Source organism: Streptomyces sp. NPDC018833 (genome assembly GCF_044390825.1).
GTDB lineage: Bacteria > Actinomycetota > Actinomycetes > Streptomycetales > Streptomycetaceae > Streptomyces.
Map to the genome: position 1 here is coordinate 65,152 of NZ_JBIRZM010000013.1, position 25,076 is coordinate 90,227.

Sequence of the window (25,076 nt, forward strand, 5' to 3'; positions counted from 1 at the left end):
GCACCGCACCACCAAGAAGGCAGTATCACCCCGTGGCTGAACTCATCACCGTCGACGACCCCGACGACCCGCGCCTGGCCGACTACACCGGCCTGACCGACGTCGAACTGCGGCGCAGGCGCGAGCCTGCCGAAGGGCTGTTCATCGCCGAGGGCGAGAAGGTGATCCGCAGAGCCCGCCAGGCCGGCTACGAGATGCGGTCGATGCTGCTGTCCGCCAAGTGGGTCGACGTCATGCGCGACGTCATCGACGAGGTCCCCGCGCCGGTCTACGCCGTCGACCCCGGCCTCGCCGAACGCGTCACCGGCTACCACGTGCACCGCGGCGCCCTCGCCTCCATGCAGCGCAAACCCCTGCCGCCGGCCGGGGAACTGCTCCGCACGGCCCGCAGGGTGGCCGTCATGGAGTCGGTCAACGACCACACCAACATCGGCGCGATCTTCCGCAGCGCCGCCGCCCTCGGCATGGACGCCGTGCTCCTCTCCCCGGACTGCGCGGATCCGCTCTACCGCCGGTCCGTGAAGGTCTCCATGGGTGCGGTCTTCTCGGTCCCGTACGCCCGCCTCGACACCTGGCCGAGAGACCTCGAAGCGGTCCGGGAGGCGGGCTTCGAGCTCCTCGCCCTCACGCCCGACGAGAAGGCGTCGCCCATCGACGAGGCCGCCCCGCACCGGCGGGAGCGGGTCGCCCTCATGCTCGGCGCGGAGGGCGACGGCCTGTCCACCAAGGCCCTGATGGCCGCCGACGAGTGGGTACGCATCCCCATGGCGCACGGAGTCGACTCCCTCAACGTGGGCGCGGCGGCCGCGGTCGCGTTCTACGCGGTCGCCACGGGCCGCCCCGGAGCCTGAGCCCTACAGCTGTTGCGCGGCGGCGATGCCCAGCGCCACGATGAGCGTCACCACGACGAAGACGACGATCCGCTGGCGCAGCAGCCGTGGATTGGCGGGCCGCCGACCGGTCGCCGTCGTGCGGCCGCCCGGCCGCGTGCCGTTCTGACGACCGTTCGTCCTGCTGTTGGTCCTGCTCGTAGGACCCGTGCCGCGGCCCGTGGTGCGGCCCTGCGGCGGCCTTGACCCACCGCCCGTGCGCGACGGCGACGGTGACTGCGGCCGCGGCGTCGTCGAGCCGCCCGTCCGCCGCTCCAGGCGCTCGGTCCGCTCCAGGCGCTCCATCCGGCCGTTGCGCTCCGTGTAGCGCGAGGTCGGCCGGTCGATCTCGACCCGCTCCCGCTGCACCGGCGGCCGCGCGTCGTGCAGGCCCTGAGCCTCTCGGGCCGCGATCTCCTTGAGGCGCATGGACAGCTGGAGCGTGCTCGGCCGCTCGTCGGGGTCCTTCTCCAGACAGGCGGCCACCAGTGGTGCCAGCGCATCGGGCACCCCGTGCAGCTGCGGCTCCTCGTGCACCACGCGGTAGAGCATCACCTCGGAACTGCCGTGCCCGAAGGGCGAGTCGCCCATCGCCGCGTACGCCAGCGTCGCCCCCAGCGCGAACACGTCGGTGGCCGGGGTGACCACCGCACCGCGCACCTGCTCGGGAGCGAGGAAGCCGGGGGAGCCCACCGCCGTACCCACGTGCGTGAGCGTGCTCGCGCCCGTGGCCCAGGCGATGCCGAAGTCGATGATCCGCGGGCCCTTGGGCGAGAGCAGGATGTTCGACGGCTTCAGGTCACGGTGCACCACGCCGGCCTCATGGACCGCGACGAGTCCCTCCGAGAGCGCCGCACCGACCGCGGCGACGTCGGCGGCCCGCAGCGGGCCCTCCTCGGCGACCTTGTCGTGCAGCGAAGGGCCGGGTACGTACTGCGTGGCGAACCACGGGCGGTCCGCCTCCAGGTCCGCGGCCACCAGCCGGGCGGTGCAGCCGCCGCGGATGCGCCGCGCGGCCGAGACCTCCCGGGCGAACCGCGACCGGAACTCCTGGTCCTCCGCGAGATCCGGCCGGATCACCTTGAGCGCGACCCGCTGGCCGCGCCGGTCGGATCCGAGATAGACGACACCCATGCCGCCCGCGCCGAGCCGCCGGTGAAGCCTGAAGGAGCCGACGACACGCGGGTCCTCGCGCCGGAGCCGCATCATCGCCATTGTCCGTCCCCTACCTACGGTGGGAGGCCCCACCCCGCTGCCCGGTCAGTCCGTTTGACGTGCCACAGCTTACGGACCGCCGCGCCGGTGTGCTCATAGGCCGCGCCCTCTCGCCCGGTTCGATGTCAGTGCCCGGTGGGAGAATTGAGCAGTGGTCAGGGGAGGGAGGGTCCGTCCCCCCGGGCCCGTGCGTGATCTCAACGGTCAGTCGCAGAAGGGGGATTGGATCGGTGAAGGGCGACCGGGTGGAAGTCGTCGTGGACGCGGGAGACACCACACGTACGTATGAAGTGGTGGCAAGCCGGGCGGGCCGGCGGGTGGAGACCGCGGTGCGCAGAGGGGTGGTGGAAGTGAGCGAAGTCACCAGGTCGGGCTCGGTCGTGCGGACGGCCCGATTCATGGCGGGCCGCGTCCTGGCGCTGGTCGAGCAGCCGGTGCCGCGCGAGGCCGACGACGAGCGGGAGCGTCCCCTCCGGGAAGACCCCAAGTCCGGCGCCCGCGTCTCCACCCAGGGGAGTACATGACCGGGTGGCGGCTCATCCTCCGGGAGGCCCGGCAATCGGTACGCGGGCATGACGCCCGGGCCCTGCCGTTTCCCTAATGTTGGTGTCAAGCGGCGGGTGCAGCACTCGTCCCCCGAGGTTCAGACACCCGCCGCTGCCAACCACGACAGGAGAGGGACCATGGCGGACACGGCATCGCGCAAGGCTTACGCCGGGCTCGGCGTCCGCCCTTCCGGCACGCGCCACCCGCTGGTGGCGACGGCCATGGTCCTTCCCCTCGCGGCACTGCTGGTGGTCGTCTTCGGCGGCTGGGACGCAGTGGTCGCACAGGCGTCGTCCGTGGGCGTGATGCTGGGGCGCTGAACAGCGCCCCGGGCCCGGAAGAGCGGTCCGGGTCGGGGACATCCAGCCGAACAACCCCGTGGGGACGGGGGTGCGGCGGACGGCAGCGTTTGGCCGGTCAGCTGGGGAGCTGACCGGCCGACGCGCATCTGGCGCCTTTGGCCGCCTGCGATGCATGAGGCTTGCCACGTGACCTACCGGGGTGGGCGGCCCGCCCTGGCCAGGCCGGCATACCTGCCACCCCGCCCGACGACGGGGCCACTCATGCGCCCCGGCGACCGGTCGGACTGCGCCTCGCGTGGGTTCCGGCCGTGGCGACCCCTCCATGCACCCGGGCGACCGGCCCGGCGTCCGTACCGCGACTGCCTGGTGGGCGGTCATCGCACGGGCGTGGGCGGTGAGCGTTCTGACCGTTCGGCCGCGCCGTCCCCTCCCGGTGCCGGGCCGGAGCATGCCCTCACGGTGATCGTGGTCGGGGCCGTGAGGGGAGCGGCGTGTGTGCCGAGCGGTCAGGGCCGGCGTGCAGCGGGCCCGCGCGGCGGGGGTGGGGCTCCTCCGCGACGGTGGCGGCGTGCCGCCCGACCGCCCGGCGACGGCGCCCACCCGATGCACCCCGGCGACCGGTCGGGCTGCGCCCTGCGAGGGTTCGGGCGTGGTGCCTGCCGCATGTACCCCGGCGACCGGCCCGGCGTCCGTACCGCGACGCCCCGGCGACAGGGCATCGCCGGGCCCGGCCGGTGGGCGGTTCGTCCAGCCGCTCGACCGCGCCGTCCGTCCGTCGCCGTCGCGGGGTCCGGGGCGCGCCGGAGCCCCGGTTACGGGATGGGGGTCCGTACAGGGCAGGGCCGGGCGGCGGAGGACCCCGGCTACTCTCCCTCCCGTGCCCACCCCCCTCCTCCGCACGCTCGCCCACGTCGCGCGCACCGCCGCCCACCTCGCCGCGCCCGGCGACGCCTGTCCCGCCTGCGGCCACAGCGCCGGCGGAGTCTCCGGCCAAGATCCGTACGACGGCCGCGAGACCCTCGCCGACCGCCCCGACGGTGCCGTCGTACGCCACGGACCCGCCGTCGCCAAGGCGCACGCCCCCGACGCGGACCGGCAGGCTCATCGCACCCGCCTCGCCGTCGCCGCGCACCCGGACCTGGCCGGGATCCTCCTGCCGCCCCTGCCGAGTACGGCCCCGGCAGTGTTGGGCCGTCCCGTGAGCGCCTGGCCCTACGGCGTCCCCGTCGACCCCGCCGACCCCGACGCCGCCCCCTGGGAAGAAGTCGCCGTCCTGCTCGCCCGGTTGCACCGGGTCGGGACCGCCGGCCTCCCCGGCCCGCTACCGCCCATGCGCGGCCCCGCCAAGGCCGCCGCCGCCATGGCGCGCATGGAGGACTCCGCGGCCGGCCACCCCGCCGCGAGCACGGTTCGGCGCGCCTGGGAGCGCCTGCCCGCCTGGGCAAGGGGGACGGAGGCGAGCGCCCCGCACCACCACCCCCGCGCGCTCTGCCACGGCGACCTGCATCTCGGACAGCTCGTACGCCATCCCGCTCCCGACGGCCCGTGGCTGCTGATCGACATCGACGACCTCGGTCTCGGCGACCCTGCCTGGGATCTCGCCCGCCCGGCGGCCTGGTACGCGGCCGGCATTCTGCCGCCGGAGATCTGGCAGCGGTTCCTCGGCGCCTACACGGCGGCGCTCGGCCCCGCGGTCCCAGCGGGCGCCGACCCGTGGCCCGAACTCGACGTCCCGGCCCGCACGCTCACGGTGCAGACCGCCGCGCTTGCCCTGGCGAAGTCCGCCGCCGAGGACCGGCAACCGGACGACGTCGAAAGTGCGGTGATCGACGCTTGTACCCGAATCGCCACACTCCCGCCCGAGTTGGAGTGCGAACCTTCGTCATAGGGTGAAGTAACCGTCACCGGGCATGGATCCGGGGACGTCGACCGAACGGCGAAAGGCTGACCAGACGATGCAGTGTCCCAAGTGCCATGCGGCGATGCACACGTACGACCGCAACGGGGTCCAGATCGAGCAGTGCAGCGGCTGCCGGGGCATATTCCTCGACTATGGCGAGCTCGAGTCACTGACCCGGCTGGAGTCGCAGTGGATGCAGCAGGCCCCGCCGCCGGCGGCCCCGACCGCCCCCTACCCCGCCCCTCCGGCTCCCGCGGCTCCGGCGTGGGGAGCCCCGCACCACGGTGGCCACCACGGCGGGCACTACCGCCAGCGCAGCTTCGGCCGGATGCTCTTCTCCTCCTGAACGACCCGCACGACCTGAACGACCTGAACGCCCCGCACGACCCGCCGCGTGGGCCGGGGGCGGGCCGGGGCGCCGACCGAGACGCCCGGGCCCGCGCGGGCACACCCGGGCTGGCACATGCACCACGAAGCCCCCGGCCGTCGAGACGGCCGGGGGCTTCAGCTGGTGCGCGATACTGGGATTGAACCAGTGACCTCTTCCGTGTCAGGGAAGCGCTCTCCCGCTGAGCTAATCGCGCGGGTCACCCGCATCGCTGCGAGACAGTGCGAACCACGGCGAGCCGCCGCGGCCTACTGCGTGCGCGATACTGGGATTGAACCAGTGACCTCTTCCGTGTCAGGGAAGCGCTCTCCCGCTGAGCTAATCGCGCGGGGATCCTTGCGGACCAGTGGACGATACTGGGATTGAACCAGTGACCTCTTCCGTGTCAGGGAAGCGCTCTCCCGCTGAGCTAATCGTCCATGGAGGTGGAGACGGGATTTGAACCCGTGTAGACGGCTTTGCAGGCCGTTGCCTCGCCTCTCGGCCACTCCACCCGGAGTGCGGGGGGTCGGGAAGACCCCCCTTTCTCGAGCGGACGACGAGATTCGAACTCGCGACCCTCACCTTGGCAAGGTGATGCTCTACCAACTGAGCCACGTCCGCCTGTCGTTTCCGTTCCGCTTGCGCGTCCCGGCGACGTGTTGAACTCTAGCGGATTCCTGGGCCAGTACAAAAACGCGTTTGTGCAGCGTGCTGAGGTGTGTGCACGTCGCAGCAGCTCACCGGCAGCGCACCGGCGGCTGATGGGCCGCTCTTCCCCGCCCGATCCCCACCGGTCATAGACTCGCAGACGTGCACGACCTCGCTCCTCTGGCCCGCTTCGGCCCCCTCGTCGCCACCGACCTCCGGGACGTCACCAGCGACCCCACGGCTCTGGACTCCGCCGGCTTCTGGGCCGTCGCCGCGGACTTCGAGGGGCGGCTGACCTGTGCCCGCTTCGGCGACGTCCGCAGGGAGCCGGTGCCCGGGCCCGTGCCGGGACGGTGGCGGGGGCCGGCCGCCGAGGAGTGGACGTCGTCGCTGGACCGCGCCTCCTACATCGCGGGCGTACGGCGGATCCGCGAGCACATCGCGGCCGGCGACGTCTACCAGGCGAACCTGTGCCGGGTCCTGTCCGCGGCGCTGCCCGACCCGGACGGTGCCGACGTCGACGAGCTCACCGCCCTGCTGGCCCGCGGCAACCCGGCCCCGTACGCAGGAACGATCCGGCTCCGCGCGCACGGGGTGGAGATCGCCACCGCGTCGCCCGAGCTGTATTTGCGCCGCACCGGCCGCACCGTCGAGTCGGGACCGATCAAGGGCACCGGCAGGACCGCCGCCGACCTGCTCGAGAAGGACCACGCCGAGAACGTGATGATCGTGGACCTCGTCCGCAACGACCTCGGCCGCGTCTGCGCCACCGGCAGCGTGAGCGTGCCCGCACTGTGCGCCGTCGAGCCGCACCCCGGCCTGGTCCATCTCGTCTCCACCGTGCGAGGCGAGCTCGCCGCGGCGGCGGGATGGAGCGAGCTGCTGGCGGCCACGTTCCCGCCCGGGTCCGTCACCGGCGCCCCCAAGTCCAGCGCACTGAGGATCATCGAGGCGCTGGAGACGTCCCCCCGCGGCCCGTACTGCGGAGGCATCGGCTGGGTCGATGCCGACCGCGGCACCGGTGAGCTCGCCGTCGGCATACGCACGTTCTGGATCGACCGCCGGGCGGCGGGCGGTCCCGCGCTGCGCTTCGGTACCGGCGCCGGCATCACCTGGGGCTCGGACCCCGACCGCGAGTGGGCCGAGACCGAACTGAAGGCGTCCCGGCTGCTCGCGGTAGCGTCGGGTGCGTACGAGGCAAGCGGAAGGACAGCTGGATGAAGCTCTGGGTCAACGGCGAGCTCAAGGACGCCGAGGACGCCCGGGTGTCGGTCCTCGACCACGGCATGACCGTGGGCGACGGCATCTTCGAGACCGTGAAGGCGGTCCACGGGCAGCCCTTCGCCCTCACCCGCCATCTGCAGCGGCTCACGCGCTCGGCGCAGGGCCTCGGCCTCCCCGAGCCCGACCACGACGAGGTGCGCCGCGCCTGCGCCGCCGTGCTCGACGCCAACCCGATGCCGCTCGGCCGCCTGCGCATCACCTACACCGGGGGGCTTTCGCCGCTCGGCTCCGACCGCGGCGACGCCGGCCCGACCCTGGTCGTCGCCCTGGGGGAGACGGGTCGGCGGCCCGACACCACCGCCGTGATCACCGTCTCGTGGACGCGCAACGAGCGCGGCGCGCTGACGGGCCTGAAGACCACGTCCTACGCCGAGAACGTCGTCGCCCTGGCCAGGGCGCACGAGCAGGGCGCCTCCGAGGCGCTGTTCGCCAACACCGTCGGGCAGCTCTGCGAGGGCACCGGCTCCAACGTCTTCGTCGTCCTCGACGGCGAACTCCACACGCCGCCGGTCTCCTCCGGCTGCCTCGCCGGCATCACCCGTGCCCTGACCGTGGAATGGACGGGCGCGAAGGAGACCGACCTGCCGCTGGACGTGCTCGACCGGGCCGAGGAGGTCTTCCTCACGTCCACCCTGCGGGATGTGCAGGCCGTGGTCCGTATCGACGGCCGCGACATCGCGGAGACCCCCGGGCCCGTGACGACGAAGGCGATGCGCGTCTTCGAGGAGCGGGCGACGGCCGACCAGGACCCCAAGTCCCTGTAGCAGCAGGCCCGTCGGAAGACCTGGTGCCGGGCTGCCGGGCCGGGTAGAAAGTCCCCGATGACCACAACCCTGCGGCCCACCGGGCCGATCCAGCGCGACGACTCCGGCGCCGCGGCTCGGGCGTACGACGTCTGTGTGAACGGCCGGCCGGTCGGCTCCGTACGTCTCGCGACGGCCCCGGGCGCCGACCTGTCGGTCGGCTGCGTACGGTCCCTGAGCATCGACGAGGCGGAGCGCCGGCGCGGCCGCGGCACGGTCGCCGCGCTCGCCGCCGAGGAGGTGCTGCGCGGCTGGGGCTGCACCGAGGTCCGCACCTCCGTCCCGATCGAGGCGGCCGCGGCGCTGCGCCTGACCTCCGCCCTCGGCTACACCGAGCGCGGCCGCAACATGCTCAAGGAGCTGCCGGCCGAACCGCCCGCGCTGCCCGACGGAGTCCAGGGGCGTCCCATGAGCGAGGCCGAGTTCGACGCGTGGCGCGCCGGGGCGGTCACGCAGTACGTGCAGGACTGGATCACCAGGGGTGTGCCACGCGACGACGCCCTGGCCCGCTCCGAGGCGCTCCACCGCGATCTCCTTCCGGACGGTCTGGCGACCCCCGGCGCCGAACTGCGATGCATGCTCGCCGGGGGGACAGTGGTCGGGCACGTCTGGGTCGCGCAGCGCGAGCTGCGCCCGGGGGAGCAGGGCGCGTACGTCTTCGACGTCGAGGTGGCCGAGGAGTACCGCGGCCGGGGCTACGGTCGCGCACTGATGCTGCTCGCCGAGCGCATCGCCCTCGACGCGGGCGACACACTGATCGGACTGCACGTCATCGCGGGCAACACGCGGGCGCTGAGCCTGTACGACTCCCTCGGCTACCGGACCACTCACCGCAACTTCGTCAAGCAGCTCCTCTAGGGACCCGCTCGCAGGAGGGCCTACGGTGTGTCCGTCTGCTCCGCGAGCAACCGGTCGGCGATCTCCTCGATCCGGGCGCGCAGCCCCTCCTGGCTCTTGCCGCCGTCGAGGCGCTCGCCGCCGATGACGTACGTCGGGGTCCCCGTCACGCCGATCGCCTTGCCCTCGGCCTGGTCCGCGTCGACGATCAGGATGTGCCGGCCGTCGATCAGAGCCGTGTCGAACTCCTCGGAGTCCAGGTCCAGTTCGCGTGCCACCTCCAGCAGCACGGGCTCGCCCCTCGCCGCGAGGTCCTCGGTGCGCTCCAGCACGGCCTCCACATACGGCCAGCCCTTGCCCTGCTCGGCCGCCTCCTCCGCGGCCTGCGCGGCAGCGAAGGCGTGCTTGTGCTTGTCGAGGGGGAAGTGCCTCAGCCGCAGGTCCAGCCGGTCGCCGAAGCGCGCGCGCAGGGCCCGCAGATCCTCCAGGGCGGCGTGGCAGTCGGGGCACTGGAGCTCGCACCAGACGTCGATGACGACCGGGCGGACGGTGGTGGAGTCGCTCATGGGGCCAGTCTCCCAGCCTGGTGCGGTCGCACCCAACCGGGACCTCGGGAGGAGACCGTCCCCCAGATCACCCTGAGGTCGCCCCCGGGCATGGCCCGCGATCAGGGGGACGGTGCAGGATGGAAGGGACGTAACACCTCATGCCCGCCGATGCCTGGAGGACCGGATGCTTGCCGAGACCATTTGTTCCGCGTTGTCCGCGGCGGGCCTGGGCATCGCCGCGATCACGGCCTACCGCAGGCGTTTCCTCGCCGCGACCCGTATCGCCGCGTACTCCCTGGTTCCCCTCGGCCTGGTGCTCGCCGGGGCCGTGCAGTGGATCGTGAACACGGCCTTCAGCCCCACGGCCTGGCTCGGCTTCGGCCTGCTCGGCGCCGCGTGGCTGCTGTTCATGACCACTCGTGTCATCGAGCGGCGTTCCGGAGGCACCCGACGGGAGCGCAAGGCGGCCGCCGCGGCGCAGCGGGCTGCCGCGAAGTCCGGTGCGTCCACGCCAGCCCTCGGCAGTGCACCCGAAGCCGGCGCGCCGCGATCCCGGCCGAAGACGACGGCGGCCGACGACTTCAGCGACATCGAGGCGATCCTGAAGAAGCACGGCATCTAGCTTCCCGACAGCTCCTTCGAGGGGCGCCGGGCCGTACCGCCCGGCTGCACGGGATGTGATGAACTACCCGGCCGTCGGGGTGTGTTGGTCGATCACCCCGCGATGCGCTGCGTCATGATCGGCCCCGAGATGCTCGATACCTCCCGGGGCCAGGCCCCCGCACCGACCCAGGAGCCGCGCGGCTGCCTCTTCGCGCTCTCCCAGCCACCCTTGATGATCTTCCTCGGGGTGATCGGCGTCCTGTTGCTGATGGGCGCGGTGCACGACCTGTTCCTGCTGTGACACCCCCGCAGCCCCCTCAGCCGGCGGCGGCTTCCCGGCGGCGGGCCCGATAGGCCGCGACATGCAGCCGGTTCCCGCAGGTCCGGCTGTCGCAGTAGCGCCGTGAGCGGTTGCGTGACAGGTCGACGAAGGCGCGCCCGCAGTCCGGTGCCTCGCAGCGCCGAAGCCGCTCCTGTTCCCCCGCGACGACGATGAACGCCAGCGCCATCCCGCAGTCGGCCGCGAGGTGCTCCGCCACCGAGGCGCCCGGTGCGAAGTAGTGCACGTGCCAGTCGTAGCCGTCGTGATCGGTCAGCTGCGGGGTCGTCCCGGCCGCCGCGACCAGCCGGTTGATCAGTTCCGCCGCGGTACGGCTGTCCCGCTCGGCGAAGATCTCCGCGAACCGGGCCCGTACGTCCTGCAGCGCTTCGAGGTCCTTCTCCCCCAGCTCGGCCACGTCGCTGATGTCGTGGCCTCTTACGAACTCGTCGAGCGCCGCGACGTCCGCGAGTCCGTCCTCCTGGCCGCCCTCCGGTGCGGTGTTCACCAGATCGACGACGGTATCGAGGGCGATACGGGTGTCGTGGGGGATCAGCACGATTCGCTCCCTGGCCTGCCGCGGGCCGGTGCCCGACGAATTTGTGCCGACTCTAGCGGTTCGTGCCCAGAACGCAGCGGCGCCGTCGTCACGGTGGATTTCCGTGACGGCGGCGCCGGTGTCGGACGCAGGGGATTTTCCGCCCGGCGCCGTCTCCCCGAGACGGACGGCGCCGGGCCGCTTCTCGCCTGGCTCAGCTTTCGGCCAGGATGTGCGAGAGCTCGGTGTCGAGGTCGAAATGCCGGTGCTCGGTGCCCGGTGGCACCGCGGCGTCCGTCCGCTTGAGGAACGACTCCAGGGCCCGCGCCGGGGCCTCGAGCAGGGCTTCGCCCTCCGGGGAGCTCAGGGCGATGCAGACGACGCCCTGACCGTGGCTCCGCGACGGCCAGACCCGTACGTCGCCCGTGCCGGTGGGGCGGTGCAGCCCCTCGGCGAGGAGGTCGCGGGCGAAGACCCACTCGACCGTCTCCTCGGCTCCGGTGTGGAAGGTGGCGTGCACGGCATAAGGATCGGCCGTGTCATACCGCAGGCCCGCGGGTACAGGCAGTGATGACTCGCTCGATACAACGAGGCGCAGGTGCAGCTCGCAGCTGACCGTGGTGTTCATAAGCGCCAGGGCCTTTCGCTCAGTGTGCGCTCGGGGATTCGCACGTCGGCGAAATCGACATGCCACCTACGGTGCCGTTGTAAACCCCTCTGACCGTTTTGTGATGCCTCGCGTCGCTCGTACGGACGTGCATTACGTTGTGTTATACGGCCATTCCGGTGACGAAGTTCAATCCGGTACGTTGGGCGTCATGAATGCGCAGAGTGACGAGCGGGACGAGGCCGTCGCGGCGACGGTTTCCGGCCCCGCGACGGGGGACGTGACGGCGGGTGCGGCACAGCCGCCCCAGGAGGGGGAGAAGGAGGACCGGGAGCTCGGCTCGCGGGCACCGCACTTCATCAAGAGGTCGAGAACGCTGCACATCAGCTGGCAGGTCGGCGTCTTCGTCGTCGGCCTGGCGGTCGTCGGCGCGGGCGTGGCGATGCTCGTGCTGCCGGGGCCCGGCTGGGTGGTCATCTTCGGCGGCATGGCGATCTGGGCGACCGAATTCGTCTGGGCACAACTGGTGCTGCGCTGGACCAAGCGCAAGGTCACCGAAGCGGCCCAGCGCGCGCTCGACCCCAAGGTCCGGCGGCGGAACATCATCCTCACCACTGTCGGCCTGGTGATCATCGCCGTACTCGTCGGCATCTACCTCTGGAAGTTCGGGCTCGCGATGCCCTGGAACATCGACGAGTGACCGCCAAGTGGTCATGGGGGCCCGCTGACATGCGGTAATGTTTGCGGTGCGCCCGGGCGATTAGCTCAGTGGGAGAGCGCTTCGTTCACACCGAAGAGGTCACTGGTTCGAACCCAGTATCGCCCACCCCGACCGAAGGCCCTGGAGACATCAGTCTCCAGGGCCTTCGGCGTTCAGTGCATCCGGCCGAGGGTCTCCTTGAGCCTGCGCGCGTCCCGCAGCCGCTGTTCGTAGGTGGCGCCCACCGCGAGCAGCAGCAGACCCGCCGCCGCCGGGGGCAGCCAGCGGGGGAGTGCACCGACGGCCTGAACCACGTACGGGGCCAGCTCGTGCAGCGTGTCCAGGGTCAGTACCGTGCCACCCAGCACCAGCAGAGCCTGGAGCCGCAGCCGGGCTCCGGCGAGGGTCACGACGAGCGCGGCGAGGCCCAGCAGCAGCGGCCGCAGCCAGTGCTCGTCGCCCCAGGCCGCGAACAGGCTCGGCACCAGGGTCGCCGCGAGACCGGGGCCGTACGCCGTCCACGACGACGCCTGCGGGTCCCGTCGGCGGCGCAGCGCGCCGATCAGGAGCGCGGGGACGGTGACGGGCAGCGTGTACGCCTCGGGCGAGGTGACGTCGGAGGCGAACAGGCGCACCCAGGTGGCGAGCACGAACAGCACCGCGGCCACGTACCCGGCGGACGGGCGGCGCTCCGGGCGCACGGCCGTGCCCGCGGTGATCACGCCGCAGAGCGCGAGGACCATGGCCAGGGTCGGCGCGTGTCCGGCGGCGAGCGCCACGGCGACCAGGCCCGCGGCCGCCGAGACGGCCTCGACCGGCAGGGCCACGGGGTGGCGGCGGAGGCGCGCACCCGCCGCCGCGGCCGCCGCGGGGACGAGCAGCAGCACGAGGGCCGTACGGTGCTGCGGCAGCCCAGCTGCGGCCGCCGCTGCCCCCGCGAACCCGGTGACGAACACCGTCGCGGCACTGGCGAGCACCTGCTGCACCGGGCCCCGCGCTCGGAACGCCGCGGCAGTCAGCAGGGCCGGCAGCGCTCCCAGCACCGCCAACGTCGCCGGACGCGTCGCCAGCGACAGCAGCGCGACGCTCACCGAGGCGGCCAGGCCGCACGCCACAGCTGTGTACGCGAACGGGGCGTACCGCAGGGCACCGGGCGCGGTCCGTACGGCGCCGAGCAGCGACAGCAGCACGGCGAGGACCAACTGCCAGCCCACCGCGAAGTGGTACGGCAGATCGAGGACCACGGGCAGGACCAGCAGCGCGGTCCAGGCCAGGACCAGGGAACCGCAGGCTGCCGCAGGACCGACCCAGGTGCGGAGCGGAACCGGGGCTCCGGCGGCCGCCGGAGGCGGACCGGCATCCGCATGCTCGGGGCCTGGCGTGGCCCGGCCCGGGACGGTCCGCATGCCGATGCCGTCCGATCCAGCCGGCAGGCGGCGGGACACCAGGGCAGCAGTAGCCGCGAGGACCGCGAGCACCAACGGAGTCGCCGCGAGGGTGGGCAGCGGGATGTCCAGGTCCAGTGCCTCCCGCGCCCCCGACGGAGCCGCCGACCAGATGTCCGTCAGCCGCGTCACGGGTCCCGCCAGAGACACGAGCACCACCGGCAGGGCCGACACCGCGGCCGCCACCTGCACCGCGACCGACGCCCAGGCCAGGCCCCGCACCACGCGGCCCGGCAGGGAGGCACGGACAGCCGCGAGCAGGGCCGTGGCGCACAGGAGATAACCCAGCGCCGCCCAGCCCTGCGGCACCGTCGTACGGATCACACCGCCGACGGCCGCGACCGCCGCCAGGCCGGCGGCCACCGACGCGGCCACCGCGGCGGCCGGCGAACGCCACGCCGCGAACAGGGCCACCGCCGCCGCCGTGAGCAGCAGCAGCGCCGGCTCGGCGGCACCCGCCGGCGAACCGGCGGCCAGCGACTGCCAAAGCCCCGTCAGCGCTGCGAGACCGCCCGTGACCGAGGCGGCCACCCCGGCGAACCGGCGGACCACCACCGGCCGGATCCACACCGCGGATACGACATCCAGCACCGCGGTCAGCAGCAGGGCCCACTCCATCGACGGCGCGGCGGCACCGCCGGCCAGCGCCCACAGCGGCAGCGGCAGCTGAGCCGCCACGACGGCCGCCGGCAGCGGAGTGCGCAGCCGCGGCAGGGCCAGGCCGTAGACGGACCACAGGCCGGCCAGCGCGGCCGACGCACCGGCCGTGTACGCCAGGCCGCCCGTGTCCGCCACGGCCACGCGGTGCAGCGCATACGCGTCGAGGACGAGCAGTACCAGGCCCACCACGCCCACCGACTCGGCCGTCGCGACCAGGCCGCGGCGCAGCAGGGCGACCGGCGTGGCCAGGGCCGCCAGGGTCACCGCGCCCAGCACCGCGGCGCGGCCGCCGATGCCCATATGGCCCCAGCTGACCAGCGTGAAGGCGATCGCCGCGACGGCCAGCAGGATGCCCCCGAGCGCCAGCAGCACGTTCTGCACGCTCGGCGCGGACGCCTCGGCCTGCGGCCTCTGGCCCGCCGGCCAGGTGCCCGGCGGCGGGAAGGGCGGTGCCGCGGAGGCGGCGGGCGGCCGCATCGCGGCCAGAAGCCAGGTGCGCCGCGCCAGCAACTGGCCGCGCCGGGCGTCCAGTTGACGCAGCTCACGGTCGATGACCGCCAGCTCGTCGGCGGGTGTCGGGACGTTCTCCATGGCCGAAGTGTGGCGGGCACCACATGACCCGGCCATGGGCGCGGGTACTCAGATCCGCCCTGAGTACGCCCAGAACCATGCCCCATGGCGACAGACTGCTCCCATGGACTGGTGCCGCTACCGCTTTCGCAGCGTCTGGGACCTGCCCGCCGCCCCGGAGACCGTCTACCGGGTGCTGGAGCGGGCCGAGGAGTATCCGCGGTGGTGGCCGCAGGTGCGTGAAGTGGCCGCGACCGGGGAGGAGTCCGGCACCGCACGCTTCCGCTCCTTCCTCCCGTACGGCCTCCGCGTCACCGCGCACGTCCGGCGCCGCGAGCCGGACGCCGGCGTACTGGAGATCGCGCTCGACGGAGACCTCGTCGGCGGGCTGCGCTGGACCGTGCGGGCGTCCGGCGACGGCACCCGCGCCCTGTTCGAGCAGGAGGTGGAAGTGCGCAAGCCGCTGATGAGACGGCTGGCGGTACCGTGCCGCCCGGTCTTCCGGGCCAACCACGCCCTGATGATGCGCGGCGGGCGGCGCGGTCTCGCCGCCTGCCTGGAAGCGGTTTGAAGGAAGGCCGCGACGCCCTGTATGGTTCAGTGCGTTCCCGGGCGATTAGCTCAGTGGGAGAGCGCTTCGTTCACACCGAAGAGGTCACTGGTTCGAACCCAGTATCGCCCACCGGGAGAGGCCGGTCCGTCAGCAGACGGACCGGCCTCACACGTATGTGCGGGCATTGTCCCTACGCGGCGGCGGGCATCTCCGGACGCAGCGGCCACGCCGGATCGACGGGCTCCGGAGCCCCGCTGCGCGCGAACCACGCCTGCAACCCGCGCGCCTGCGCCGCGTGCCACACCGCCTGCAAGGTGTGCAGCTCCGCCACGGACAACCGATCGAGCCGGGACGCGAAACGTCGCCCCACCGCCCGTACGACCTCCATCGCCGCGAGCGCGTCGGCGGCCGCGTCGTGCGCGCCGTCCAGCGTCACCTCGTACTGCGCGCACAGATCGGTGAGCGTGCGCCGGCCCTTGCGGTAGCGGTCCAGATGCTTGTCCAGCACCCGTGGATCCAGTACGCACAGCGGCACGTTCGCCAGATAGCGCGCCAGAGACGAGGCCCGGTGGCGGCGCAACTCCCGGTCCAGGATCGTCAGATCGAACGGCGCGTTCATCACCACCAGTGGGCGGGAGGCCGCGCACTGCTCGGCCAGCGACCTCGCTATCTCCTCCATCACCGGCGCCGGCCATCGGCCGTTGCGCTGGAGGTGATCGTCCGTCAGGCCGTGCACCTCGGTGGCGGCCGGCGGCACCGGCACCCCCGGATTCACCAACCACCGTGTGATGCGCGGCCGTCCGCCCGGAGTGTCCTGGACGACCACCGCGGCCGACACGATCCGGTCCGCCTCGACGTCCACTCCGGTTGTCTCCGTGTCAAATGCGGCCAGTGGGCCGTCGAACCAGTGCGTCATCCCCGAACTCCTCGCGCAAGCCTGGCGGATGGGCGAGTGCCCTGCCCGAATCGGTGATACCCGGGCTGTTTGCGCCGTACGCCGCGCGGTGACAACACAGGTGACGGGGAAGGAAATTGCCATGGCGCTCGCCCAGCCCGAATCGGGAGGGCTGACCCCCGCAAGCGGGAGGTGCCCCCAGCCCCAGCGGACCGTTCCGCTGCGCGGAGCGCTCGCCACCACCGCCTGCATGGAGACGCTCCAGGTGGGCTACCTGCACGCGGTCGCCGCCGCGGCCGGATGCTCACTGTCCCAGCCGTTCCCGGACAACGGCATCGACTGGCACGTCAGCCACAGCTCCGCCGGCCACACGGTGGACGACGAAGTGACCATCAAGGTGCAGCTCAAATGCACCTACCAGATTCCGCCGCACCCACCGGGGCCCGCGTTCTCCTTCACCCTCGACAACGACCACCTGGTGAAGCTCGCCCGCACACCGGTCTCGGTGCACAAGATCCTGGTCGTCATGCTCGTCCCCCGGACACAGGACGAATGGCTGCGTGCCGGTCACGACCGGCTCGACCTGAGGCACTGCTGCTACTGGACCAATCTGGCCGGCCACCCGGTGACGGGCAGGCGCCGGACCACCGTGCGGATCCCGACCACGAGGATCTTCGACGACCGCGCGCTCTGCGAGATCATGGCGCGCGTCGGGGCGGGAGGGAGACCCTGATGCACCGGCCCTTCGACGAGCACCTCCACCAGTCCTTCCAGCCCGGCAGCCGCCCCCATCCGACGACCGATCCGCCCGGCCCCTTGGGTGCTCCCGCGGAGCCGGACCCGGCCCGGATCGACCCGGCCGTCCTCGGGGCGCTCCTCGACCGGCACGGCTGGCGCCGCCGCGGCGGGGCCGCCGGGCGCTACACGCGCTGGACCCCGCCCGGCCCCACCGCCGGCGGCCCCAGCCTGCTCGTACCCGAGAGCCGGGCCTTCCCGGACTACGAGGACCTGCTCGGCGAAGCGCTCACCGCGCTCGCGTGCAGCGCCGTGCCGTCCGCCCGCGACGTCCTCGTCGGCCTCACCGTCCCCAGCGACGAGATCCGCTGGTGGCGCGACGTGCCCCAGGGCGTGTCCGGCACGGCCTCCTGGACCGCGCAGGAACAGCTGCGCTCGGCGGCCCGCCAGATGCTGCTGGCCGGTGCCCTCGCCGTACGGGAGCGCGCCGGGTACTACGGCGTGCGCCACCGCAGACAGGCACAGGCATCCCTCGGCGGCGTCCTCGTCGGCCCCGCTCCCGGCGGCCGCACGCTGACCGCCTTCCTTCCCGTGCGGAGCGGCCGGGCCGTCGCCGTGCGGCTGGCCCATGCGCTGCAGGCCGCGCGGGAGGCCATCGACTACCAGCGGGCGGCCGGCGGCATGGAGGCGTTCGACACCGCGATCCGGGCCGGCGTCAGCCGGGAACTGACCGAGGCCCTGATCGCGCTGGTCCGCGGCTCAGAGGGGGCCCGCATCGCGCTGGCGTGGTCACCGGCGGCCGGGGTGCCGCAGGGCTGCGCCGCCCGGATGGAGCCGGTGGAGTTCTCGGCCGGGGACCTGCCCGCGCTGCGGCAGGCGGGCGCGCGCTATCTCCAGGACGAGCCGTCCGTCCCGGTGCGCATCACGGGCACCGTGGTGCGGTTGCGCCGCTCGGGGCCGCGCGGCTCCGGGACCGTACGGCTGCGGGTGCTGGCCGGGGCCGAGGTGCCGCACGTACGGGTGGCGCTGGACGAGGAGGCGTACCGCACGGCGGGTCAGGCCCATCTGATGGGGCTGCCGATCCGGGTCGTGGGCAGGCTGGAGAGCCGGGGCGGTTTCCGGCGGCTGACCGGCGCCGCCGGTGTGACCCCGGTGCCGGTCGACGACGCGGAGCGGGACCGGCTGATGAAGTCGCTCCAGGAGAACCTGGACTTCTTCGGGGAAGCGGGCGACGAGGAGGACTGACGGCGGCCCCGGTAACCGTTTCGCGAGTGGCCCCTCCGTCTCGGTACGATTCTGGGTGCGCGTGCTGTACCAGGCCGCGCATCCACCTTCAGTCAGGAGAGACCGGTGTCAGACGTCCGTGTGATCATCCAACGCGATTCCGAGCGGGAAGAGCGCGTGGTGACGACGGGCACTACGGCCGCCGATCTCTTCGCCGGCGAGCGCACCGTCGTCGCCGCCCGCGTCGCCGGAGAGCTGAAGGACCTCGCGTACGAGATCAGGGACGGCGAGGAGGTCGAGCCCGTCGAGATCTCCTCCGAGGACGGCCTGAACATCCTGCGCCACTCCACCGCGCACGTCATGGCCCAGGCCGTGCAGGAGCTGTTCCCCGAGGCCAAGCTCGGCATCGGACCGCCGGTCAAGGACGGCTTCTACTACGACTTCGACGTCGAGAGGCCGTTCACCCCCGAGGATCTCAAGGCCATCGAGAAGAAGATGCAGGAGATCCAGAAGCGCGGGCAGCGTTTCTCGCGGCGTGTGGTGACCGACGAGGCCGCCCGCGAGGAGCTCGCCGACGAGCCGTACAAGCTGGAGCTCATCGGCATCAAGGGCGCCGCCTCCAGCGACGACGGCGCGGACGTGGAGGTCGGTGCTGGCGAGCTGACCATCTACGACAATCTGGACGCCAAGACGGGCGACCTGTGCTGGAAGGACCTCTGCCGCGGTCCCCACCTGCCCACCACCCGCAACATCCCGGCGTTCAAGCTGATGCGCAACGCCGCCGCTTACTGGCGCGGCAGCGAGAAGAACCCGATGCTCCAGCGCATCTACGGCACAGCCTGGCCGTCCAAGGACGAACTGAAGGCGCACCTGGACTTCCTCGCCGAGGCCGAGAAGCGCGACCACCGCAAGCTGGGCAACGAGCTGGACCTCTTCTCCGTCCCGGACCAGATCGGCTCCGGCCTCGCGGTCTTCCACCCCAAGGGCGGCATCATCCGCCGGGTCATGGAGGACTACTCGCGCAAGCGGCACGAGGAGGAGGGCTACGAGTTCGTCTACACCCCGCACGCCACCAAGGGGAAGCTCTTCGAGACCTCGGGCCACCTCGACTGGTACGCCGAGGGCATGTACCCGCCCATGCAGCTCGACGAGGGCGTGGACTACTACCTCAAGCCCATGAACTGCCCGATGCACAACCTGATCTTCGACGCGCGCGGCCGGTCGTACCGTGAACTGCCACTGCGCCTCTTCGAGTTCGGCACCGTGTACCGGTACGAGAAGTCGGGCGTCGTGCACGGTCTGACCCGTGCGCGCGGCTTCACCCAGGACGACGCGCACATCTACTGCACCAAGGAGCAGATGGCGGACGAGCTCGACTCGACCCTCACCTTCGTGCTCAACCTGCTGCGCGACTACGGTCTGACCGACTTCTACCTGGAGCTGTCCACCAAGGACCCGGAGAAGTTCGTGGGCAGCGACGAGGTCTGGCAGGAGGCCACCGAGACGCTGCGGCAGGTGGCCGAGAAGCAGGGGCTGCCGCTGGTCCCGGACCCGGGCGGCGCCGCCTTCTACGGCCCGAAGATCTCCGTCCAGGCCAAGGACGCGATCGGCCGCACCTGGCAGATGTCGACCGTACAGCTCGACTTCAACCTGCCGGAGCGCTTCGACCTGGAGTACACCGGCCCCGACGGGACCAAGCAGCGGCCGGTCATGATCCACCGCGCGCTGTTCGGCTCGATCGAGCGCTTCTTCGCGGTGCTGCTGGAGCACTACGCGGGCGCGATGCCGCCCTGGCTGGCCCCGGTGCAGGCCGTCGGCATCCCGATCGGCGACGCGCACGTCGAGTACCTCCAGCAGTTCGCCGCCGATGCGAGGAGGAAGGGGCTTCGGGTCGAGGTCGACGCGTCTTCGGACCGGATGCAGAAGAAGATCCGCAACCAGCAGAAGCAGAAGGTCCCGTTCATGATCATCGTCGGTGACGACGACATGAACGCCGGCACGGTCTCCTTCCGCTACCGCGACGGCTCCCAGGAGAACGGCATCCCGCGCGACGAGGCGCTGGCCAAGCTCGTGGACGTGGTGGAGCGCCGGGTCCAGGTCTGACCTCGAAGGAGGTGGCGAGGGGTGGTCCCGCGAGGGGCCGCCCCTCGCGGCATGGCGCTTCCGGCGGCGAATATGCTGGCTGGCATGACGACTGAGCCGGAGCAGCAGATCGGAGTCGGCACGCCTGACTCGTTCCAGCGCCTGTGGACGCCTCACCGCATGGCGTACATCCAGGGCGAGAACAAGCCGACCGGCCCGGGGGCCGACGACGGCTGCCCGTTCTGCTCGATCCCGGCGAAGTCCGACGAGGACGGCCTGATCATCGCCCGCGGCGAGAGCGTCTACGCCGTGCTCAACCTGTACCCCTACAACGGCGGCCACCTGATGGTCGTCCCCTACCGTCACGTGGCCGACTACACCGAGCTGGACGAGGCCGAGACCGTCGAGCTCGCGCGGCTGACGAAGCAGGCCATGACCGCCCTGCGCGCCGCCTCCGGCGCGCACGGGTTCAACATCGGTCTCAATCAGGGCAGCGCCGCGGGCGCCGGTATCGCCGCCCATCTGCACCAGCACGTCGTGCCCCGCTGGGGCGGCGACACCAACTTCATGCCCGTCATCGGCGCGACAAAGGTGCTGCCGCAGCTGCTGGCCGACACCCGCGCGATGCTCGCGGACGCCTGGCCCGTCTGAGCCTCACGCCCCCACGAGGCACGGCCTTCACGCCCTTACCCGGCGCCTCACGCGTCGTAGAGGTCGGCGTTGCGCGGAGTCGGGTCCTGGACGAATCCGCTGACGACCATCGAGCGGTTGTCGAACTTCTCGATGCTGACGCCGTTGTCGGCGAGGACCTTCATCGCGGCGGCGTGGGCCACGCGCAGCACCGGCGTGGCGGCGCGCATCGCGTCGTCCGCCATGAACCGGTGCCGCCAGGGCTTCTCCGCCCAGGCGTGCCGCAGTCCGAACGGCTCCGGCAGCACCAGCTTGCCGCCGAGGAAGTCGAGCAGCGGCGGGTACCAGGTGAAGGGGGCGCGCACCGCGAGGCGTACGACCTCCGGTGCGTCCACGAGCGGCAGCACCCGGTCGACGGTCTCCCAGAATCTGACGGTCTTGCTGACGGTGACGGTCTTGGGCTCGGGCTTGGTGGTGAACAGGGAGTGCACCGGGCCGAGCGCATGCCCGGTGACCTCCACACGCAGGGTCTCGTGGAGCACGGTCACCGTGATCATCATGGTGATGACCAACTGGCCGTCCCAAAGGGTGAACTGGACGCCGAGATAGTGCCGGTTGCCGCCGCCGAACTGCTGGTGGTTGCAGATGCGCTGTATCTCGTGCCCCTTGACCTGGAAGGTCTCCACGTCCTGACCGTCGGGCCTGGCGACCGCCTCTGCGTTCTCGCCGACCGGGGAGACGATCCAGTGTTTGACGGACGGGGTCGGGAAGCCGCCGGAGTTCAGCGGGCCGCGCTCCAGCAGTTTGAGCTTGTCGTGGATGGCCCTTATGACGTCCCAGCTGCGGAACTGGTTGATCTCCTTGCCCGGTTCACCGGAGACGAGCTCCTCGGCCATCTGCCAGCTGCCCCAGCGGGTGCCCATGCCCAGTATTCCCTTGGGGCCCGCGTAGAAGACGACGTTGGAGTGCTGTTCGGCGGTGAGCTTCTGCAGTCCCTGGCGCAGCTGCTCGCGGGCGGTCTCGTTGGGGTTGCCCGGCACGGCCTCGGGGATCTTGGCGCCGATGCCGCCTCCGGAGAGGAGATTGTCCCAGCGCGCGCGCATGTCCTTCGCGGTGGCCTCGCAGATCCTCTTGGCGAGCACCCAGCCGACGACGGGGGCGACGATCATGCCGCGGATGTAGTAGCCCCAGAACCCGCTGAACGGCAGCCGCAGCAACAGGATCACGGCGAGGGCGCCGATGCCGACGAGCAGGAGCGTGCCGAGGGCTCCGGCGCGCCTGTTCGCGGCACCGGCGAGGGTGCGGCGCAGCTGGAACACGCCCAGCCACAGCAGGAGTCCGGGGAGGAAGAGCAGTCCGCACAGGGCCATGACGGCGGTGAGCCTGGCGTCCCGTTCCTTGCGGATGCGGGTGGCGGCCAGGCAGTGCTCCACCACGGCCTGGGGCTCGGTGCCGAAGGACTGGATCAGCGCGTTGCGGGCGCCGCCGAGCATCCGCACCTGGACGGCGCGGGAGAACGCCTCGCCGAGGTTCGGTTCGAAGAGGGAGAACTTGCCCGGCGTCACCTTGGACTTGTGCCACTCGCTGTTGGCCTTGAGGATGTCGGCGACCGGACTGTCGCGGTACGCCGCCGAGGCGAGCGCATGGGTTGCCGCGGTCTGCCCGGCCGACCCCATGAGCGGGACCTGGGCCCCGGGTGTGAAATCGAATCCGTCTGTCACTACCGCCCCCATCGCCGCAAGCGTCCGCACTGCGGCCTGTTCCCAACTACCGTGCCCCGCACACCTGGTGACCTGGACGCCTCAGCGTATCCGGGGTCGGGCCGCCGCGGCAGGGGACATCGCAAGGCCGCCCGCCGGCGATGTGCGCCGGCGGACGGCCCCCGGCAGCTCAGACCTTCTCCGCCGCCTTTTCGCGCATCCGGTCGGCGACCTGCTGCGGCATCGGCTCGTGCCGTGCGTAGGTGCGGCCGAACCGGCCCGTGCCGTGCGAGATGGAGCGCAGATCGACCGCGTAGCGCCCGATCTCGATCTCCGGCACCTCCGCCCGCACCAGCGTGCGGCCCCCGCCGGCCTGTTCGGTGCCGACCACCCGGCCGCGCCGGCCCGACAGGTCGCTCATCACCGGGCCCACGTACTCGTCAGGGACGAGCACCTGGAGCTCGGCCACCGGCTCCAGCAGGTTGATCCGCGCCCCGGCAGCCGCCTCGCGCAGGGCGAGGGCGCCCGCGGTCTGGAAGGCCGCGTCGGAGGAGTCCACCGAGTGCGCCTTGCCGTCCCGCAGGATGACCCGTACGTCGACGAGCGGATAGCCCGCGGCGACACCGCGCGCGGCCTGGGCGCGCACACCCTTCTCCACGGACGGGATGAACTGGCGTGGCACCGCTCCGCCGACGACCTTGTCGACGAACTCGAGCCCGGAGCCCGGAGGCAGCGGCTCGACGTCGATCTCGCAGATCGCGTACTGCCCGTGCCCGCCGGACTGCTTCACATGGCGGCCACGCCCCGCGGAGCCCGCGGCGAACGTCTCGCGCAGCTGCACCCTGTGGGGCACGACGTCGACCTGGACCCCGTAGCGGGTGCGGAGCCGTTCCAGGGCGACGTCGGCGTGCGCCTCGCCCATGCACCACAGCACCACCTGGTGGGTGTCCTGGTTCTGTTCGAGCCGCATCGTCGGGTCCTCGGCGGCGAGCCGGGTCAGCCCCTGGGACAGCTTGTCCTCGTCCGCCTTGCTGTGCGCCTGGATGGCGAGCGGCAGCAGCGGGTCGGGCATCGTCCAGGGCGCCATCAGCAGCGGGTCGTCCTTGGCGGACAGAGTGTCGCCGGTCTCGGCGCGCGACAGCTTCGCGACGCAGGCCAGGTCCCCGGCGATGGCATGGGGAAGTGGTCGCTGCTGTTTGCCGAAGGGGGCGGACAGGGCGCCGATGCGTTCGTCGACGTCGTGGTCCTCGTGCCCCCGGTCGGCGAGGCCGTGACCGGACACGTGCACGATCTCGTCGGGCCGCAGGGTCCCGGAGAAGACGCGGACCAGGGAGACACGGCCGACGTACGGGTCCGAGGCGGTCTTGACCACCTCGGCGACGAGCGGGCCAGCCGGGTCGCAGCTGATGGCCGGCCGCGGGGAGCCTTCGGGGGTCGTGACGTCGGGCGGGTCCGTCTCGAGCGGGGTCGGGAAGCCGCCGGTGATCAGGTCCAGGAGCTCGACAGTGCCGAGCCCGTGCCGGGCGCCGTCGGCCGCCGGGGCGGCGGCGAGGACCGGGTGGAAGGTGCCGCGTGCGACGGCCTTCTCCAGGTCGTCGACGAGGGTCTTGAGGTCGATCTCCGCACCGCCGAGGTAGCGGTCCATCAGGGTCTCGTCCTCGCTCTCCGCGATGATGCCCTCGATGAGCCGGTTGCGGGCCTCATCGATCAGAGAGGTCTGCGAGGCGTCGGGTGGCAGCTCCTTCCGTTCGCCCGCCGAGTAGTCGAAGACCCTCTGCGTCAGCAGTCCGACGAGGCCGGTGACCGGTGCGTGGCCGTCGGGCTGCGGCGTCCCGTACTGCGGCAGGTACAGCGGCAGCACGGCATCGGGGTCGTCGCCGCCGAAGATCCGCCCGCAGACAGCGGTCAGCTCCTCGAAGCCGGTGCGCGCGGTCTCCAGATGCGTCACGACGATGGCGCGCGGCATGCCGACCGCCGCGCACTCCTCCCACACCGCGCGGGTGGCGCCCGCCACGGCGTCGGCCTCCTGTGCGGCCGAGACGACGAAGAGGGCCGCGTCCGCTGCTCGCAGACCGGCCCTCAGCTCCCCGACGAAGTCGGCGTATCCGGGTGTGTCGAGAAGATTGATCTTGTACCCGCCCCATTCGAGGGGAACGAGGGACAGCTGTACGGAACGTTGCTGGCGGTGCTCGATCTCGTCGTGGTCCGAGACCGTGGCGCCGTCCTCGACCCGGCCGGCCCGGTTGACCGCCCCCGCGGTCAGTGCCAGTGCCTCGGCCAGCGTCGTCTTGCCCGACCCGCTGTGGCCGACCAGCACCACATTCCGTATGGATGCGGGGTGGCCGGCCGTTACTGCTCTGCCGGCGGCCCCGGGGTGTGCATGCGACTTGTCGCCCATGATCGTGCCTCCCGATCGATTGCGCGGCGAGGAGGGTTGTCCGCGGGCGCGGGAAGCCGGGACGGTGTCCCGAATCGTCGTCCGGGGCAGCTCCG

General features: G+C 72.1%; 24 protein-coding genes and 7 tRNA genes. 18 read left to right on the forward strand and 13 right to left on the reverse strand.

Translation table 11 applies throughout. The annotated features are described in order from the left end of the window. Positions 1 to 32: 32 nt before the first annotated feature. A complete protein-coding gene (locus tag ACH5AF_RS24535) occupies positions 33 to 851 on the forward strand; it encodes a TrmH family RNA methyltransferase (protein ID WP_398904240.1) in 819 nt (272 codons plus the stop codon). Between the two features lie 3 nt (positions 852 to 854). Here the strand turns inward: ACH5AF_RS24535 and ACH5AF_RS24540 are convergent, their stop codons facing one another. Beyond that, positions 855 to 2,084 (reverse strand): protein kinase, encoded by a 1,230-nt coding sequence (locus tag ACH5AF_RS24540; protein ID WP_398904242.1) that lies wholly within the window; start codon positions 2,082 to 2,084, stop codon positions 855 to 857. Between the two features lie 230 nt (positions 2,085 to 2,314). Between ACH5AF_RS24540 and ACH5AF_RS24545 the strand changes: the two genes are divergently transcribed. From ACH5AF_RS24545 to ACH5AF_RS24560, 4 genes are all read left to right on the forward strand, one after another. Then, entirely contained in the window at positions 2,315 to 2,608 is a 294-nt protein-coding gene (locus ACH5AF_RS24545) for a hypothetical protein (protein ID WP_398904244.1), read from the forward strand. Positions 2,609 to 2,767: 159 nt separating this feature from the next. Beyond that, entirely contained in the window at positions 2,768 to 2,950 is a 183-nt protein-coding gene (locus ACH5AF_RS24550; protein ID WP_398904245.1) for a hypothetical protein, read from the forward strand. A gap of 859 nt (positions 2,951 to 3,809) precedes the next feature. Beyond that, a complete protein-coding gene (locus ACH5AF_RS24555) occupies positions 3,810 to 4,820 on the forward strand; it encodes a phosphotransferase enzyme family protein (protein WP_398904247.1) in 1,011 nt (336 codons plus the stop codon). 67 nt (positions 4,821 to 4,887) lie between these two features. Then, positions 4,888 to 5,178 (forward strand): zf-TFIIB domain-containing protein, encoded by a 291-nt coding sequence (locus ACH5AF_RS24560; RefSeq protein ID WP_398904249.1) that lies wholly within the window; start codon positions 4,888 to 4,890, stop codon positions 5,176 to 5,178. A gap of 163 nt (positions 5,179 to 5,341) precedes the next feature. On the opposite strand, the gene ACH5AF_RS24565 is transcribed toward ACH5AF_RS24560, so the two are convergent. The 5 genes from ACH5AF_RS24565 to ACH5AF_RS24585 all read right to left on the reverse strand — a co-directional run bounded on the left by ACH5AF_RS24565 (position 5,342) and on the right by ACH5AF_RS24585 (position 5,823). After that, positions 5,342 to 5,416 (reverse strand) — tRNA-Val (locus tag ACH5AF_RS24565). A 60-nt stretch (positions 5,417 to 5,476) separates the two neighbouring features. Beyond that, positions 5,477 to 5,548 (reverse strand) — tRNA-Val (locus ACH5AF_RS24570). Between the two features lie 19 nt (positions 5,549 to 5,567). Continuing rightward, positions 5,568 to 5,639, reverse strand: a tRNA-Val gene (locus tag ACH5AF_RS24575). A gap of 1 nt (position 5,640) precedes the next feature. Beyond that, a tRNA-Cys gene (locus ACH5AF_RS24580) sits at positions 5,641 to 5,714 on the reverse strand. Positions 5,715 to 5,750: 36 nt separating this feature from the next. Further along, positions 5,751 to 5,823: transfer RNA gene (locus ACH5AF_RS24585), tRNA-Gly, on the reverse strand. A gap of 189 nt (positions 5,824 to 6,012) precedes the next feature. On the opposite strand from ACH5AF_RS24585, the gene ACH5AF_RS24590 reads away from it, so the two are divergent. The 3 genes from ACH5AF_RS24590 to ACH5AF_RS24600 are packed head-to-tail and all read left to right on the forward strand — an operon-like array spanning position 6,013 to position 8,795. Next, positions 6,013 to 7,071 (forward strand): chorismate-binding protein, encoded by a 1,059-nt coding sequence (locus ACH5AF_RS24590; protein ID WP_398904250.1) that lies wholly within the window; start codon positions 6,013 to 6,015, stop codon positions 7,069 to 7,071. Further along, entirely contained in the window at positions 7,068 to 7,898 is an 831-nt protein-coding gene (locus ACH5AF_RS24595) for an aminotransferase class IV (protein ID WP_398904252.1), read from the forward strand. The genes ACH5AF_RS24590 and ACH5AF_RS24595 overlap by 4 nt, the downstream gene beginning before the upstream one ends. A 57-nt stretch (positions 7,899 to 7,955) precedes the next feature. Next, positions 7,956 to 8,795, forward strand: a complete 840-nt coding sequence (locus ACH5AF_RS24600; protein WP_398904254.1) for a GNAT family N-acetyltransferase — start codon at positions 7,956 to 7,958, stop codon at positions 8,793 to 8,795. 20 nt (positions 8,796 to 8,815) lie between these two features. On the opposite strand, the gene ACH5AF_RS24605 is transcribed toward ACH5AF_RS24600, so the two are convergent. Beyond that, positions 8,816 to 9,340 carry a DsbA family protein gene (locus ACH5AF_RS24605; protein ID WP_398904256.1) on the reverse strand — a complete coding sequence of 175 codons (525 nt, stop codon included), beginning with the start codon at positions 9,338 to 9,340 and terminating at the stop codon, positions 8,816 to 8,818. 166 nt (positions 9,341 to 9,506) lie between these two features. Here ACH5AF_RS24605 and ACH5AF_RS24610 point away from each other — a divergent pair, with 166 nt between their 5' ends. After that, complete coding sequence (locus tag ACH5AF_RS24610; protein ID WP_398904258.1) at positions 9,507 to 9,944, forward strand: hypothetical protein; 438 nt, start codon at positions 9,507 to 9,509, stop codon at positions 9,942 to 9,944. Between the two features lie 114 nt (positions 9,945 to 10,058). Continuing rightward, on the forward strand, positions 10,059 to 10,226 hold the full coding sequence (locus ACH5AF_RS24615; RefSeq protein WP_398904492.1) for a hypothetical protein: 168 nt from the start codon (positions 10,059 to 10,061) through the stop codon (positions 10,224 to 10,226). A gap of 16 nt (positions 10,227 to 10,242) precedes the next feature. On the opposite strand, the gene ACH5AF_RS24620 is transcribed toward ACH5AF_RS24615, so the two are convergent. After that, entirely contained in the window at positions 10,243 to 10,803 is a 561-nt protein-coding gene (locus tag ACH5AF_RS24620; protein ID WP_398904260.1) for a CGNR zinc finger domain-containing protein, read from the reverse strand. A gap of 193 nt (positions 10,804 to 10,996) precedes the next feature. Then, positions 10,997 to 11,410, reverse strand: coding sequence for an SsgA family sporulation/cell division regulator (locus ACH5AF_RS24625; RefSeq protein WP_003959770.1), 414 nt, complete (start codon positions 11,408 to 11,410; stop codon positions 10,997 to 10,999). Positions 11,411 to 11,600: 190 nt separating this feature from the next. Between ACH5AF_RS24625 and ACH5AF_RS24630 the strand changes: the two genes are divergently transcribed. After that, on the forward strand, positions 11,601 to 12,089 hold the full coding sequence (locus ACH5AF_RS24630) for a TIGR02611 family protein (protein WP_398904261.1): 489 nt from the start codon (positions 11,601 to 11,603) through the stop codon (positions 12,087 to 12,089). A 54-nt stretch (positions 12,090 to 12,143) separates the two neighbouring features. Then, positions 12,144 to 12,215: transfer RNA gene (locus ACH5AF_RS24635), tRNA-Val, on the forward strand. A 47-nt stretch (positions 12,216 to 12,262) separates the two neighbouring features. Here ACH5AF_RS24635 and ACH5AF_RS24640 read toward each other — a convergent pair. After that, on the reverse strand, positions 12,263 to 14,785 hold the full coding sequence (locus tag ACH5AF_RS24640; protein ID WP_398904263.1) for an SCO7613 C-terminal domain-containing membrane protein: 2,523 nt from the start codon (positions 14,783 to 14,785) through the stop codon (positions 12,263 to 12,265). Positions 14,786 to 14,888: 103 nt separating this feature from the next. Between ACH5AF_RS24640 and ACH5AF_RS24645 the strand changes: the two genes are divergently transcribed. Together ACH5AF_RS24645 and ACH5AF_RS24650 are read left to right on the forward strand one after the other, a co-directional pair. After that, the gene (locus ACH5AF_RS24645; protein ID WP_398904265.1) at positions 14,889 to 15,335 is read left to right on the forward strand and encodes an SRPBCC family protein; all 447 of its coding nucleotides are present in this window, start codon (positions 14,889 to 14,891) and stop codon (positions 15,333 to 15,335) included. Positions 15,336 to 15,374: 39 nt separating this feature from the next. After that, positions 15,375 to 15,446 (forward strand) — tRNA-Val (locus ACH5AF_RS24650). 61 nt (positions 15,447 to 15,507) lie between these two features. On the opposite strand, the gene ACH5AF_RS24655 is transcribed toward ACH5AF_RS24650, so the two are convergent. Then, on the reverse strand, positions 15,508 to 16,233 hold the full coding sequence (locus ACH5AF_RS24655; RefSeq protein ID WP_398904267.1) for a 3'-5' exonuclease: 726 nt from the start codon (positions 16,231 to 16,233) through the stop codon (positions 15,508 to 15,510). Between the two features lie 121 nt (positions 16,234 to 16,354). On the opposite strand from ACH5AF_RS24655, the gene ACH5AF_RS24660 reads away from it, so the two are divergent. From ACH5AF_RS24660 to ACH5AF_RS24675, 4 genes are all read left to right on the forward strand, one after another. Beyond that, on the forward strand, positions 16,355 to 16,945 hold the full coding sequence (locus ACH5AF_RS24660) for a DUF4365 domain-containing protein (protein ID WP_398904269.1): 591 nt from the start codon (positions 16,355 to 16,357) through the stop codon (positions 16,943 to 16,945). Continuing rightward, entirely contained in the window at positions 16,945 to 18,192 is a 1,248-nt protein-coding gene (locus ACH5AF_RS24665; RefSeq protein WP_398904271.1) for a hypothetical protein, read from the forward strand. The genes ACH5AF_RS24660 and ACH5AF_RS24665 overlap by 1 nt, the downstream gene beginning before the upstream one ends. A gap of 105 nt (positions 18,193 to 18,297) precedes the next feature. Next, positions 18,298 to 20,274: a threonine--tRNA ligase gene (gene thrS / locus ACH5AF_RS24670; RefSeq protein WP_398904273.1), complete on the forward strand. Its 1,977-nt coding sequence runs from the start codon at positions 18,298 to 18,300 to the stop codon at positions 20,272 to 20,274. Between the two features lie 72 nt (positions 20,275 to 20,346). After that, positions 20,347 to 20,904: an HIT family protein gene (locus tag ACH5AF_RS24675; RefSeq protein ID WP_398904275.1), complete on the forward strand. Its 558-nt coding sequence runs from the start codon at positions 20,347 to 20,349 to the stop codon at positions 20,902 to 20,904. Between the two features lie 47 nt (positions 20,905 to 20,951). On the opposite strand, the gene ACH5AF_RS24680 is transcribed toward ACH5AF_RS24675, so the two are convergent. Together ACH5AF_RS24680 and ACH5AF_RS24685 are read right to left on the reverse strand one after the other, a co-directional pair. Beyond that, positions 20,952 to 22,616, reverse strand: coding sequence for a hypothetical protein (locus ACH5AF_RS24680; RefSeq protein WP_398904277.1), 1,665 nt, complete (start codon positions 22,614 to 22,616; stop codon positions 20,952 to 20,954). A gap of 157 nt (positions 22,617 to 22,773) precedes the next feature. Then, a complete protein-coding gene (locus ACH5AF_RS24685) occupies positions 22,774 to 24,981 on the reverse strand; it encodes an elongation factor G-like protein EF-G2 (RefSeq protein ID WP_398904278.1) in 2,208 nt (735 codons plus the stop codon). Positions 24,982 to 25,076 lie beyond the last annotated feature (95 nt).

Excerpts from the sequence above, each read along its gene's own strand:
- ACH5AF_RS24540 (WP_398904242.1), bottom strand. The coding sequence starts at position 2,084 with ATGGCGATGATGCGGCTCCGGCGCGAGGACCCGCGTGTCGTCGGCTCC.
- ACH5AF_RS24655 (WP_398904267.1), bottom strand. The coding sequence starts at position 16,233 with ATGACGCACTGGTTCGACGGCCCACTGGCCGCATTTGACACGGAGACA.
- ACH5AF_RS24680 (WP_398904277.1), bottom strand. The coding sequence starts at position 22,616 with ATGGGGGCGGTAGTGACAGACGGATTCGATTTCACACCCGGGGCCCAG.
- ACH5AF_RS24665 (WP_398904271.1), top strand. The coding sequence starts at position 16,945 with ATGCACCGGCCCTTCGACGAGCACCTCCACCAGTCCTTCCAGCCCGGC.
- ACH5AF_RS24660 (WP_398904269.1), top strand. The coding sequence starts at position 16,355 with ATGGCGCTCGCCCAGCCCGAATCGGGAGGGCTGACCCCCGCAAGCGGG.
- ACH5AF_RS24630 (WP_398904261.1), top strand. The coding sequence starts at position 11,601 with ATGAATGCGCAGAGTGACGAGCGGGACGAGGCCGTCGCGGCGACGGTT.
- ACH5AF_RS24595 (WP_398904252.1), top strand. The coding sequence starts at position 7,068 with ATGAAGCTCTGGGTCAACGGCGAGCTCAAGGACGCCGAGGACGCCCGG.
- ACH5AF_RS24645 (WP_398904265.1), top strand. The coding sequence starts at position 14,889 with ATGGACTGGTGCCGCTACCGCTTTCGCAGCGTCTGGGACCTGCCCGCC.
- ACH5AF_RS24625 (WP_003959770.1), bottom strand. The coding sequence starts at position 11,410 with ATGAACACCACGGTCAGCTGCGAGCTGCACCTGCGCCTCGTTGTATCG.
- ACH5AF_RS24550 (WP_398904245.1), top strand. The coding sequence starts at position 2,768 with ATGGCGGACACGGCATCGCGCAAGGCTTACGCCGGGCTCGGCGTCCGC.
- ACH5AF_RS24615 (WP_398904492.1), top strand. The coding sequence starts at position 10,059 with ATGATCGGCCCCGAGATGCTCGATACCTCCCGGGGCCAGGCCCCCGCA.
- ACH5AF_RS24600 (WP_398904254.1), top strand. The coding sequence starts at position 7,956 with ATGACCACAACCCTGCGGCCCACCGGGCCGATCCAGCGCGACGACTCC.
- ACH5AF_RS24675 (WP_398904275.1), top strand. The coding sequence starts at position 20,347 with ATGCTGGCTGGCATGACGACTGAGCCGGAGCAGCAGATCGGAGTCGGC.
- ACH5AF_RS24640 (WP_398904263.1), bottom strand. The coding sequence starts at position 14,785 with ATGGAGAACGTCCCGACACCCGCCGACGAGCTGGCGGTCATCGACCGT.
- ACH5AF_RS24610 (WP_398904258.1), top strand. The coding sequence starts at position 9,507 with ATGCTTGCCGAGACCATTTGTTCCGCGTTGTCCGCGGCGGGCCTGGGC.
- ACH5AF_RS24560 (WP_398904249.1), top strand. The coding sequence starts at position 4,888 with ATGCAGTGTCCCAAGTGCCATGCGGCGATGCACACGTACGACCGCAAC.
- ACH5AF_RS24605 (WP_398904256.1), bottom strand. The coding sequence starts at position 9,340 with ATGAGCGACTCCACCACCGTCCGCCCGGTCGTCATCGACGTCTGGTGC.
- ACH5AF_RS24685 (WP_398904278.1), bottom strand. The coding sequence starts at position 24,981 with ATGGGCGACAAGTCGCATGCACACCCCGGGGCCGCCGGCAGAGCAGTA.